Source organism: Streptomyces sp. TAA486 (genome assembly GCF_000426165.1).
The window spans coordinates 282,596-294,811 of the sequence record NZ_AUEV01000009.1 but is presented as its reverse complement, the minus strand read 5'-3'; the positions used below and the strand labels follow the sequence as shown (position 1 = coordinate 294,811).

The 12,216-nt window shown below is 71.1% G+C and carries 11 protein-coding genes; 7 read left to right on the top strand and 4 right to left on the bottom strand.

Annotated features, from left to right (window positions below):
* Positions 1 to 228: 228 nt before the first annotated feature.
* Complete coding sequence (locus I004_RS37570) at positions 229 to 996, top strand: snapalysin family zinc-dependent metalloprotease (protein WP_078511257.1); 768 nt, start codon at positions 229 to 231, stop codon at positions 994 to 996.
* A gap of 33 nt (positions 997 to 1,029) precedes the next feature.
* On the opposite strand, the gene I004_RS0115805 is transcribed toward I004_RS37570, so the two are convergent.
* The gene (locus I004_RS0115805; RefSeq protein WP_028436301.1) at positions 1,030 to 1,677 is read right to left on the bottom strand and encodes a GNAT family N-acetyltransferase; all 648 of its coding nucleotides are present in this window, start codon (positions 1,675 to 1,677) and stop codon (positions 1,030 to 1,032) included.
* A gap of 309 nt (positions 1,678 to 1,986) precedes the next feature.
* Between I004_RS0115805 and I004_RS0115800 the strand changes: the two genes are divergently transcribed.
* The 4 genes from I004_RS0115800 (at position 1,987) to I004_RS0115785 (ending at position 6,796) form a co-directional block, all read left to right on the top strand.
* Positions 1,987 to 2,607, top strand: coding sequence for a TetR/AcrR family transcriptional regulator (locus I004_RS0115800; RefSeq protein ID WP_028436300.1), 621 nt, complete (start codon positions 1,987 to 1,989; stop codon positions 2,605 to 2,607).
* Between the two features lie 146 nt (positions 2,608 to 2,753).
* A complete protein-coding gene (locus tag I004_RS0115795; RefSeq protein ID WP_028436334.1) occupies positions 2,754 to 3,503 on the top strand; it encodes an ABC transporter ATP-binding protein in 750 nt (249 codons plus the stop codon).
* Positions 3,504 to 3,508: 5 nt separating this feature from the next.
* Positions 3,509 to 5,887: an FtsX-like permease family protein gene (locus I004_RS0115790; protein ID WP_106965360.1), complete on the top strand. Its 2,379-nt coding sequence runs from the start codon at positions 3,509 to 3,511 to the stop codon at positions 5,885 to 5,887.
* 285 nt (positions 5,888 to 6,172) lie between these two features.
* A complete protein-coding gene (locus I004_RS0115785; protein WP_028436298.1) occupies positions 6,173 to 6,796 on the top strand; it encodes a LysM peptidoglycan-binding domain-containing protein in 624 nt (207 codons plus the stop codon).
* A gap of 429 nt (positions 6,797 to 7,225) precedes the next feature.
* On the opposite strand, the gene I004_RS0115780 is transcribed toward I004_RS0115785, so the two are convergent.
* The gene (locus I004_RS0115780) at positions 7,226 to 8,356 is read right to left on the bottom strand and encodes a helix-turn-helix domain-containing protein (RefSeq protein WP_028436297.1); all 1,131 of its coding nucleotides are present in this window, start codon (positions 8,354 to 8,356) and stop codon (positions 7,226 to 7,228) included.
* Positions 8,357 to 8,543: 187 nt separating this feature from the next.
* Here I004_RS0115780 and nhaA point away from each other — a divergent pair, with 187 nt between their 5' ends.
* Entirely contained in the window at positions 8,544 to 9,842 is a 1,299-nt protein-coding gene (nhaA, locus tag I004_RS34165; RefSeq protein ID WP_078511255.1) for a Na+/H+ antiporter NhaA, read from the top strand.
* Positions 9,842 to 11,140 (top strand): ArsB/NhaD family transporter, encoded by a 1,299-nt coding sequence (locus tag I004_RS0115770; RefSeq protein ID WP_028436296.1) that lies wholly within the window; start codon positions 9,842 to 9,844, stop codon positions 11,138 to 11,140. The genes nhaA and I004_RS0115770 overlap by 1 nt, the downstream gene beginning before the upstream one ends.
* Before the next feature lie 42 nt (positions 11,141 to 11,182).
* Here the strand turns inward: I004_RS0115770 and I004_RS0115765 are convergent, their stop codons facing one another.
* Positions 11,183 to 11,761, bottom strand: coding sequence for a dihydrofolate reductase family protein (locus I004_RS0115765; RefSeq protein ID WP_028436295.1), 579 nt, complete (start codon positions 11,759 to 11,761; stop codon positions 11,183 to 11,185).
* Between the two features lie 6 nt (positions 11,762 to 11,767).
* A complete protein-coding gene (locus I004_RS0115760) occupies positions 11,768 to 12,187 on the bottom strand; it encodes an SgcJ/EcaC family oxidoreductase (RefSeq protein WP_028436294.1) in 420 nt (139 codons plus the stop codon).
* Between the last annotated feature and the right edge of the window lie 29 nt (positions 12,188 to 12,216).

Here is a 12,216-nt window from a genome sequence, read left to right as displayed (position 1 = left end):
CGGTCGTCGACCGGTGTGACTCACGGTAAGTTCAAGGCGCCTGACATGTCATGCACATCACCCATGTGACGAGGAACGGCACCCAATCCCTTACGCGTGAGTAGGAAACGTCTGCGCGGACGCCCGACATCGGGCACCATTCGTACGCCCGCAGGGGGCACCTCCCGGACGGAGTCCGGGTGAGGCACCCCCTCAACCGGACCTCATCACCACGCAGGGAGATGCACGATGCGTATCCGACTCCAGAGATGGGCGGCGGCCTGTGTGCCTCTGACTCTGTTCGCGGCAACTGCCTGCGGGGGTCCGGAATCCGACGCGGCGTCACAGGTGGACGAGACGAAGGTCTCCGCCACGAACGACTCGACCGGGGACTCGGGCCGGGGATCGGGCGAGATCCCCTCACGGGACTCCGGCCCGCGCGGGACGTCGGAGGTCGGCGAATCGGCCGGCCCGGGCGGCCCGGGGCCGGAAGGCGGACCCGCCGCCGCCCGGCAGTGGCCGGAGAACGACGTGACCGGAGCCATACCTCTGCCCGTGCGGGGCGGAGGAGCGGGCGGCACGGGCCGCGGGGACGCCGTGACCCTGACCTATGACGCGGGCGCCGGGGACGGGTTCGGAGCAGCGATCCGCGCGGCCGCCGACTCGTGGAACGACAGGGTCAGCGAGGTGAATCTGCAGCCCGCGCGCACGGGCACCGAGCCGGACATCCGCATCGTCGTCTCGAAGGGCTGGCCGGGCGCCGACCCCGAGGGACCCGGTCTCGGGAAGGGCACCGTCACCATCGGCCGCAGGGCCCTCGCCCAGGGCCACGATGCGATACGCGTCGTGGCTCACGAGTTCGGCCACATACTCGGGCTGGAGGACAAGCAGCCCGGACCGTGCTCCAGCGTGATGTCGGGCAAGTCCCCGGGGGCGGCCTGCACCAACTCGTATCCGAACGCCGCCGAGATCCGCGAGGTGCGGCGCAACTTCGGGCCCACCGCCGCCGTCGGCTGAGGTCCGCGCCACGGGGGGCAGCACGGTCCGCGACTACGGGCTCCAGACCATCGTCTGCTGGTGGACCCGCTTTCCTGCATGGCGGATGCCCGGAACCAGCGGCGTGGCACCGTACTTGGTGAAACCCATGCGTTCGAAGAACCGCACCGCCCGGGTGTTCTCGGCCAGGGTCAGCACATGACACCCGGGTGAGCCGCTGTCCCGCAGCCGCTGGAGCCAGGCGTTCATGAGCCCGTCGGCGGCGCCCGTCCCGCGCGCCGCCGCGACGACGTTGATGTGCAGGTGTGCCGGCCACCGTTCGTCGGCGACGTCGGACGCGGTCGACTCACGCCGCACGGCTGCCAGGCCCAGGTCGAGCGCGCTGCGGACGAGGAACGCCGCGGGCCGCGGCCTGAGGGCGAGCCGGTACTTCCTGATGGCCGTCGCGATGCGTTCGCTCTCGCTGGGAAAAGTCGAGTGGTCGAGGCTCCCTGCCAGATAGCCGACCAACGCGCCGTCCACGACCGCGACGAACAGCGATTCCGGTTCCAGATCCATGTAGGCCCGCAGGTAGATCTCCGCTTCGGACTCCTCGTGCCCCCACAGGGAAGCCGTCGGGCCGCCCTCGCCGGCCTTGCGGAACAGCCGCCGCAACTCGGTGCGGTCCGACTCCGCGAACGTGCGGATCTCCGTCTCCGTCACTCCGGACGCACCCCCGTCGCCGCCGTCCAGTCGTCATCCGTCGGCTCCAGGATGCCCCCCGGCCGCGGGGCGGCGCTCAGCCACGCGGGTGCCGCCGGCGGGTCGGCCGCTGCCCGCGCCGCTCCGGCTCCCTCGACGGACCGGGTTCTCCTCAGCCGCCCGAGAGCGTACAGTGGGGGGAGATTGGACGTACGACCAAGTCGATTGCCCAAGTAGTTCGGCCGATCCGCGTTGCGTGTCCGTCCCGCACCGGGCCGCAAGGGCTCGTCCGTCCAAGAACCGACCCGTCCGAGAACCGAGTGGAGTGAAATGACACCGACATCCGCGGAACGCGGTCACGAGACCCGGCAGCGGCTGCTCGACGCGGCGGCGCAGCTGATCGTCGAGGACGGCTGGGGCGCCGTGACCACGCGACGGGTGGCGGACCGCGCCGGACTGCGGCCGGGGCTGGTGCACTACCACTTCTCCAGCGTCACCGACCTGCTGATCGAAGCCGCGCTGGCTTCGGCGAGGCGTGAGATGGCCCGGGCGACCGAAGCGATCTCTCAGGCGGACGACCCCTCGCAGGGCGTGGCCAAAGTGCTGGAGGCGGTGTCGGAGTACACCGGGACCGATCCGACGACGGTGCTCTTCAGCGAGATGCTGCTGGCGTCGACCCGTCTGGAGCCGCTGCGCACACAGCTGGCGGAGCTGATGACCGAGTGGCGCACGGGCGTCGCCGAGTGGCTGCGCGTCTCCAACGCCACGGCGCTGCCGGGCGGTTCGGGGGACGCGGGCGGCTCCGAGGACGACGCGGAAGCGACCGCACTGCTGCTGGGCGCGGCGATCGACGGGCTCGTACTGCACCGGCTCATCGACCCGTCCATCGCGCGGATCTCCGTGGCGGGGCCGCTGGCGCGACTGGCCAAGGTCACGCCCGTCACCGATTGAGGCACCGGCCGTGCCCCTGACCGATCCGTCCGGGTCACGGCGGCTTCGGAGGGCACGGCCGTTCGCGAACGCGGCGACCGGCCCGGCACCGGCCCGCAGACAGCCCGGCCCGATCGGGAAGCCGGGCCCGGCGAGAGGAGGAATCCGTGGCGCACACCAGCACAGCCCGGACCGGATCCGGGAGCACGCTCCGGGGCGGGTCGCGACTGCGTGGCCTGTCGAAGACGTACGGGGCCGGGGACGCGGCCGTGACAGCTCTCGACGGGGTCGATCTGGACCTGGGCGCGGGCGAGTTGGTGGTCGTGCTCGGTCCCAGCGGCTCGGGCAAGACGACGCTCCTGAACGTTCTCGGCGGCATCGAACCCCCCGACGGCGGCTCGGTGAACGTCGCCGGAGTGGAACTGACCGGCCGGCGCCCGCGCGAACTCGCCGCGTTCCGCAGGGATCACATCGGCTTCGTCTTCCAGTTCTTCAATCTGGTGCCGACCCTCACGGCACGGGAGAACGTCGAGGTGATGGTCGAGCTGACGGGGCGTGGCGAGCGGAGCGAGGTGTCCGGGCTGCTGGAGTCCGTGGGCCTCGGCGACAGGCTGGACAATTTCCCCGCGCAGCTCTCCGGTGGGCAGCAGCAGCGCGTGGCGATCGCCCGCGCCCTCGCCACCGACCCGGACCTCCTGTTCGCGGACGAACCGACGGGTGCCCTCGACGTGGCCACGGGCAAGTCGGTGCTGAGGCTCCTCCAGCGGACCAACCGCGAGGGCCGCGGCGTGCTCATGGTGACGCACAACGCCGCGGTCGCGCGGACCGCCCACCGCGTGGTGACGATGCGGGACGGACGTGTGGAGTCGGTCGAGCGGAACGCCGTCCCGGCCGATGTCGCGGACGTGGACTGGTGAGCGGCGTGAACCGGATTCTTCTCAGGAAGACGCGGCGCGATCTGCGGCGCCGCCTGCCCCAGTTCGCGGCCGTCGGGGTGACCGTGATGGTCGGCGTGCTGCTCTTCGTCGCCAGCTACGACGCCTTCCGCAACCTGGGTTCCAGCTACGAACACACCTATTCGCAGATGGGGTTCGCCGATCTGACGGCCTCGGGAGGTGACGCCGCGAAGGTCGCCGCGGCCGCCCGCGCGTCCGACGGCGTCGAAGCCGTCGCCACCCGCACCCAGGGCCGGCTGCCGGTGAACCTCGGCGGAGACGAAGTCCTCGGCAGGCTCACGGGGTTGCCCGCCGCGAAGCAGCCGCGGGTCAACAAGGTCGACGTCGTCTCGGGTCGCTACCCGCGAAGCGGTGACGCCGGCGGCGTACTGGTCGAGAGGCACACCGCGAAGACCTTCGGCCTCTCCCCCGGCGACACCACGAAGGTCCACGACGGCTCACGTTGGCGGATGCTCACCGTACGCGGTGTGGCCGACTCGCCCGAGTATCTGTGGCCGGCGCTCAGCCGGCAGCAAGTCCTCGGTGACCCGCACAACTTCGCCGTCCTCTTCGCGCCCGAGGCGACGGTGCGGAAACTCACGCGCACCGCGCACGACGCGTCCACCGTGCAGACCCTCGTACGGCTGAGTGACCGCGCCCGCGAGGACGGCGGTGCCGCACGCGTCACCGACCGTTTGCGCGCCGCGGGAGCCGTGGAGGTGCAGCCGCGCTCGGAGCAGCCGTCCGACGCCACTCTGAACGAGGACCTGAAAGGCTTCTCCCAACTCTCCGTCGCTTTCCCGGTGTTGTTCCTTTCGGCGGCGGCAGTGGCCGCGTACGTGCTCATCACGCGGCTGGTGCTGGCGGAGCGCAAGGTGATCGCCACCTTCCTGGCGGCCGGGGCCCCGCGCGGCACCGTGGCGCGGCACTACCTCGGTCACGGGGTGCTCGCCGGTGCGGGCGGTGCCGTACTGGGCGTGGCCCTCGGCGCGGTTGCCACCACGGCGATGACGCACGCCTACACCGCCGAACTCGGCATCCCGTACACGCTCGTCGAACGCCGCCCGGCGGTCATGCTGACGGGTCTGCTCTTCGGTGTCCTGGTCGGGCTGGTGGGCGGTGCCGCCCCGGCGTGGGCGACGACGCGCACAGCACCGGCCGAGTCCATGCGGGGCGAGGGCGGCACCCTGAGCCCGCCGGGCCGCTGGAGCACGGCACTCGCACGGGCACGGCGCCTCCCGTTGACCCTGCGATTGGCTCTGCGCGAACTGGGGCGCAGCCGGCGCCGCACGCTGGCCACGATGCTCGGCAGCGTGCTCGCGCTCGTGCTGGTGCTCTCCTCCGCGGGGATGGCGACGAGCATGAAGGCCGCGCTGGACGTGCAGTTCGACACGGTGCAGCGCGAGGACGCCACCGTCACGGCCGACGCGCGGGCGCCAGGCCCGAGGAAGGCGCTGAGCGCCGTCGACGGGGTGAGCGCGGTAGAGCCGGTGACGACGGCTCAGGTCACCGCCATCGCCGACGGCGAGTCCTACGGCACACCGCTGACGGGGTACCGGCCGCACACCACGATGCACGGATTCCGTACACCCGGCGGAGGGGAGCGAGGGTTGCCCGCCGACGGCTCCGTACTGGCCGGCAAGGCTCTCGCCGCCCGCCTGGACATCTCCCCCGGCGACCGGTTCACCCTGCGCACCTCCGGCAGCGGAGGCTCCCGGGAGAGGCAGGTGCGGCTGGCCGGGCTGGTCGACGAGCCGATGGGTTCGGCGCTGTACGGCACGCAGGCCACAGTCGAGGCGGCAACAGGAGCCGCACCCAACGGATTTGCGCTGCGGTTCGCCTCGGGACCGGCTGCCCCGTCGCACGATCGGGTTCGCGAGGACGTCACGGCTCTCGAAGGCGTCGTCGCCTACGCCGACTCCCGGGCCGTCGAGCGGCAGGTCGACCGCTACATGACGCTGTTCCGGGTGTTCGTCGGGGTGATGCTGCTTCTCGGCGGGGTGCTGGCCCTGACCGTCGTGTACGTGACGATGACGGTCAACATCGCTGAACGCACGGGTGAGTTGGCCACTCTGCGCGCGGCGGGTGTGCCGTTGCGCCGCATCGCCGGACTGCTGGCGGCGGAGAATCTCACCGCGACCGCGCTCGCTCTGCCGGCAGGGCTGGCGGCGGGCTTCGCGGCGGCGCGGGAGTCCCTCAACTCCTTCTCGAGTGACATGTTCTCCGTGCGGCTCGAGATCGGCTGGCCTGTCGCGGTGGGAGCGGCGGCCGCGGTCCTGGGCGCGTCGCTGCTCTCGCAGATCCCCGCGCTGCGGGCCGTCCGGCGACTCGACATCGCACGCGTCGTACGGGAGCGCGCCAACTGAGTGCCGTTGCACGGCCGTCGGCGGCAAACGGGTGGCGTCGGCGGTCCGGGACGGGCCCGTCACGGTGTGACCCTTCTCTCCGTACGTACCGGGAAGGCCCGGTTGTCCGGTTCACACCTCTCCGCATGACCTGCGGCGATAGTTGCCCATGGAGGCTTCCGCGCTCTTGATGATCACTCGTGTCGGTTTTTGCCCACCCGGGAGAGTGTGCTTACGGTCGCCACCGCTCGACACGTTCGCCACGGAACATGTGGCGAACTCCTCGATCGTTAGGAAACACTCACGATGCTGTTTTCCGGCAACGGCCGTAACCGTGGGCCTGTGAAGGCCACCCGTCTCGCCGTGGTCACCGGCGTCGCCGGCGCCGCTGTCGCCCTGCCGATGGTGACTGCGCCCGGCGCTCAGGCTGCCTCCGTCAGTACCTGGGACAAGGTCGCCGAGTGCGAGTCCAGCGGCAACTGGCAGGCGAACACCGGCAACGGCCACTACGGCGGTCTGCAGTTCTCCAACTCCAGCTGGAAGGCTGCCGGCGGTACGAAGTACGCGCCGCGCGCCGACCAGGCGACCAAGGAACAGCAGATCACCACTGCCGAGAAGTTGCTCGACCAGCAGGGCCCGGGCGCCTGGGCCTGCGCCGGTGAGGCGGGCCTGAGCTCCGACGGCGCGCCGGCCGACGTCGACGAGGGCGGCTCCGGCGGGCAGGACTCGCAGGGGGACGAGTCCCAGAGCGCGCCGCAGCACAACACGCAGGAAGAGGACAAGGGCAACCACACCGTGAAGGCCGGTGACACGCTCTCCTCCATCGCCGCGGCACACGGCGTCGACTGGAAGAAGCTGCACAAGGACAACAAGTCCGTCATCAATGACGTCGATCTGATCCAGCCGGGTCAGAAGCTGCAGGTCGGCTGACTCAGGCCGCTGCCTGCCCCAGAATCCGCAGCCCGCGCTCCTTCCCCCGAGGGCGCGGGCCGCGGTGTGCCTTCCACCGACCGTTCGTTCCCCCTGCGGGGCGCCCCGCCGAGTCCGTGCATGTGCCGACATCCGGCAGTCTTCCCGGCGCCCGGCAACCTCCACGGAACGCATCGAGTCGATGCCCTCACCCCCGTCGAGGGCATCGACTCGGTGCCTGTGCACCCTGGCGGCGCACGCTCATCGTGACACCGGAGGCCGCGGGCACACATTGCCAGAACCCGGCAATCATTACGCGCTTTTGACGTCCTGTGAGCAACCTGATCACCCACCCGTCCCACGCGCGCCGGATCACCTCATCACGAGGGTCTGACGTCGACGTGCCGAACTGACCGCGCGTCGGCCGCCTCCCTCGTGGCGCGGTTCGTCTCACAGCTCCTTCTCGGGCCACCCCAGCAACCGGGCGCCCATGACCGCGGCCTCCAGCGTGAACCGCTGCAACGGGTCGCTCGGCGAATAGCCGGTGAGGGTGCGGATGCGTTCCAGGCGGTACGACAGGGTGCGCACGCTCAGGCCCAGCCGCCGGGCCGCCTCCGCGTTGACGTAGCCGGCCGCTGCGCACTCCGTCAGGGTCTCCAGCAGCGGCCGCGCTCCGCCGCGGGCCTTCGCCAGCGGCCCGAGCACGGTGCCGACGAGGTCCGCCATCGCCCCGCGGTCGCGGAGCAGCACCGGGAAGACGAGCAGCTCCGCGGCGTTCAGCCGCACAGCGTCGAGGGCCAGGCGCTCGGCGAGTTCGAGTGCGCCCAGCGCCTCCTCGTAGCTGTTCACCACGCCGCCCGCGCCGGAGTGCTCACGCCCGACGGCAATGCGCCGCGCCGCCGGATAGCCCGCACCGGGCTTCTCCGCCAGGCGCACGAAATGCTCCAGCACGTCGCGGTCGCCGCTCGCGGCGATGCAGACCAGCCGCCCCTCCTTCGTGGACAGCAGCACGTCCCGCGGCCCGAACCGCCCTACCAGGTCGCGCTCGATGCGCCGCACCGTGCGGTGCACGTCGTCGTACTTCTCCGTGCCCACTGCCACCGCGACCGTGTGCAGACCGGCCAGGCGCAGCCCGAAGCGCTGCGCGCGCTCCGCGAGCCTGCCCATGTCGCTGCGGCCGTAGAGCAGATCGTCGACGAACTCCCGCCGTTCGCCCTCCTCCTGGCGCACAGCGAGTCGCTGGGCGCGCTCGTGCCCCTCCCCCAGCGCCGACACCGCCACCTCGACGGCGCCGAGCAGCGCGTCCCCCGTGCGGGCGCGCTCGCTCGCGGTCGCGGCGCGGGCGACTCCCGGCAGGGTGCCCCACAGTTCACGTGTCCGCCCGAGGTAGAGGCCGACAAGGTCCCGAAGCGCCCATCCCCGCTCGGCCGCGCGCTCGCCCAGGGCGCGGAAGGAATCCAGTTCGTGCCGGCGCGGCTGGCGGCCGGTCTCCGACACCTCGGCCAGCAGCTCCGGGTAACGGCCGAGGAAGTCCCCGGTGCCGTCGTCCTCACCGCCGGCCTGCGGTCTGTTCTCGTCCACAGCCCCGCACTCCCCCTCGGTCTCCGCTCTACGGTCCGGCCCCCGGACCACAGCGTATGGGAGCGGAGGGCCGGGGTACGGTGGTCCGACCACCTCGTCATGATCGATGGGGTGCAGGTGTGCCGGGAAGTCTGGTCGGCGTCGCCTTCGGGCGTCTCTGCCGCCTCACCTTCCTGGAGCCACACCGATGTCCCCGGTCCTCCCGAAGTTCACCTTCCCCGCTCCTTCTGCCGGGCCCTCGCGCCGCCTGGCCGAGGTCCTGCGCACCGAGACGGCCGGCGGCGTGGTGCTGCTGGCGGCGACGCTGACCGCCCTGATCTGGGCGAACACCCTGAGCGGTTCGTACGAGGCCGTGGGCTCCTTCCACTTCGGCCTCCCCTCCCTCGGGCTCGACCTGTCCGTGCGCCACTGGGCGTCCGAGGGACTGCTCACGCTCTTCTTCTTCGTCGCGGGCGCGGAGCTGAAGCGGGAGATCGTCTCGGGCGAGCTGCGCAGACCGGCGGCCGCGGCCCTTCCGGTGGTCGCGGCGGCCGCCGGGACGGCCGTGCCGGCGGGCGTCTACGTCCTCGTCGCGTCCGCCGGGGGCGGCGGGCTCGGCGGCTGGGCCGTGCCGATGGCCACCGACATCGCCTTCGCCCTCGGGGTACTGGCCGTCATCGGGTCCCATCTGCCGTCCGGCCTCCGCACGTTTCTGCTGACCCTCGCCGTGGTCGACGACCTCGGCGCCATCCTCGTCATCGCCGTGTTCTTCACCTCGACCCTCAACTGGGCGGCGCTGGCCGGTGCGGTGGCGGGACTGGCACTCTTCCGGGTGCTGCACGCCCGGCTGGATGTGCGCGGCTGGTACGTGTACGTGCCACTCGCGGTAGCCGTGTGGGCGCTGATGTACAACAGCGGGGTCCACGCCACGGTCGCCGGTGTCGCCCTGGGAATGCTGCTGCGCACCCGTCCCCGCACGGCACCCGGCGGGAAGCGGCCCGGAGCGCGGACGCCCATGCCGGAGGAGACCTCGCCGGCCGAACGCGTCGAGCATCTGGTCCGTCCGCTCTCCGCGGGCGTCGCCGTTCCGCTCTTCGCCCTCTTCTCGGCGGGCGTCACCGTCTCGGGCACCGCCCTCGGGGAGATGTTCCGTCAGCCTGAGTCGCTGGGCGTCCTGCTCGGCCTGTTCGCCGGCAAGTTCGCCGGCGTCCTCGGCGGCACGTATCTCGCGGCGCGTTTCACACGGGCGCGCCTCGATCCGGCCCTGGCCTGGCCGGACATGGCGGGCGTCTCCATGCTCGCCGGAATCGGCTTCACGGTCTCGCTCCTGGTCACGGAGCTGGCCTTCACCGACCCGGCGACGGTGGAGCAGGTGAAGGCGGCGGTGCTGACCGGTTCGCTGCTCACGGCGACCGTGGCCTGCGTGGTGCTGAAGGTCCGCGACGCGCGCTACCGGTCGGCCGGAGACGGCGGCCCGCCCGGTTCCCGGCACGGCGAGGTGGAGTGATGGACGACTGGCACAGCTGGGCCGCGATAGCCGTCTTCACCGGCGCCTACGCACTGATCATCACCGAGAAGATCCACCGGGTGGCGGCAGCCCTCGCCGGTGCGGCCCTGATGCTGGCGATCGGGGCCACCGACGACAAGGCGGCGTTCTACTCGGAGCACACCGGCATCGACTGGAACGTCATCTTCCTGCTGCTCGGCATGATGATGATCGTCGGCGTTCTGCGGAAGACCGGCATGTTCGAGTACCTGGCCATCTGGTCCGTGAAGCGGGCTCGGGGACGGCCCTTCCGCGTCATGGCGATGCTGGTCGTCATCACCTCGGCGATGTCGGCGCTGCTCGACAACGTCACGACGGTGCTGCTGATCGCCCCCGTCACACTGCTGGTCTGCGAACGGCTCGCCCTGCGGCCCGCGCCGTTCCTGATCGCGGAGGTCATAGCCTCCAACATCGGCGGGACGGCGACCCTGGTCGGCGACCCGCCCAACATCATCGTCGCCAGCCGCGCGGGGCTCACCTTCAACGACTTCATCGTCCATCTGGCGCCGCTTGCGGTCGTTCTGACGCTCGTCCTGATCGCCCTGTGCCGAGTGCTCTTCCGCAGGTCCTTCGTCCACGACGAGGAGCGCGCGTCCGAGGTCATGTCGATGGACGAGCGCGAGGCGATACGCGACCCTCGGCTGCTGGTGCAGGGTCTGGCCGTTCTGGCCCTGGTCGTCGCAGGCTTCGTTCTGCATCCCGTCCTGCACTACGAGCCGAGCGTCGTCGCGCTCCTCGGCGCGGGGCTGCTCGTCGCCATCTCCTCGGTGCACACCGGCGACGTGCTCGCGGACGTCGAATGGCCCACCCTCGCCTTCTTCGCCGGGCTGTTCGTCATGATCGGCGGGCTCATCGGGACCGGCGTGGTCGGCGAGGCGTCCCGTGCTCTGGCGGACGCCGTCGGCGACCGGGAACTCGGCGGCTCGATGCTGATGCTGGGGGGCTCCGCCGTGCTGTCCGGCGTGGTGGACAACATTCCGTACGTGGCCACGATGGCGCCCATCACCGGCGACCTCGTCGAGAGCATGGGCGGCGGCAGCGACCACGTCATGTGGTGGGCGCTGACGCTCGGCGCGGACCTCGGCGGGAACGCCACCGCGATCGGTGCGAGCGCGAATGTCGTCGTCCTCGGCATCGCCGAACGCAACCGCACGCCGATCAGCTTCTGGCAGTTCACCAAGTACGGCCTCGTCGTCACCGCGGTGACCGTCGCGCTCTCCGCCCTGTACCTGTGGCTGCGGTACTTCGCCCTGGCGTGAGCTCCGCCCGCGCCGACCGACCTCTCGGTGCCGCGGCCCCGCTCATGCGGGTGGGCCGGACTCCTCTCGCACGTGGTGCAGCATGACGACGCCGTTGCCGAAGGTCCTCGTCCCGGCGAGGCGCAGAGCGCTCCTGCCGTCCGCAGGGAGGAACAGCGGCCTGCCCTCGCCGAGAAGGACGGGGTGGACGTAGAGGCGGTACTCGTCGATGAGGTCGTGCTGCCTGAAGGCCGCCGCCAGTTCGGCGCCGCCGACGCCCATGTCGCCGCCGGGCTGCGCCTTGAGCGCCATGATCTCCTCGGGATCCACCTCCCGCCTGATCGTGGTGTTCCCGTCGGCCCGCTCCAGGGTCCTCGAGAAGACGATCTTGGGGGTCTCGCGCCAGATGCCGGCGAACTCCTGGACCGGGCCGGTGCTTGCCGGATCGGAGTCCGCCGTGGGCCAGAACGACTCCATGAGCTCGTAGTTGACGCGTCCCAGCAGGAAGGCACCCATGCCCCGGGACTGCTGGTTGAAGTGCTCGTGCAGTTCGTGGTCGACCATGTGCCAGTCGAGCGTGCGGTCCGGCCCTTCGAAGAAGCCGTCGAGCGAGACCGACATGGGCAGGATGATCCTTCTCATGCGTCGTCACTTCTCCTGGTCGGGGCCCAGTTCTTTGTGCGGGAACGAGTGGTGCTCGTGCGAGACGGTCCACCGTCCGCTTTCCTTGCGCAGGCCGATCGTCATACGGAGGCGGTTCGCCGGATCGTTCCGCAGCTCCTGTTCGGTGCCGCAGCGCAGCAGCGCGTGGGCGAAGGCGACGTCGGCGCCCGCCGTGACGTCCAGCGAGACGATCTCGAAGCAGGCGCCCTGACGCTGCCACTCGAAAAACGGGGGCCACGACGCGCGATAGCGCTCGATGCCGCGGATGCCGTCGTCGGGAGGCGGCACGTCGAACATCACGATGTCGTCGGCGTGAGCGTCCAGCACGCCGTCCATGTCGCCCTCGTGCACCGCCTTCGCCCAGCGTTCGATCAGGTCACGGATCTGCGTCTCGTCATCGGCCACACTCGCTCCTTCGGGGTCGGTCGCGTACG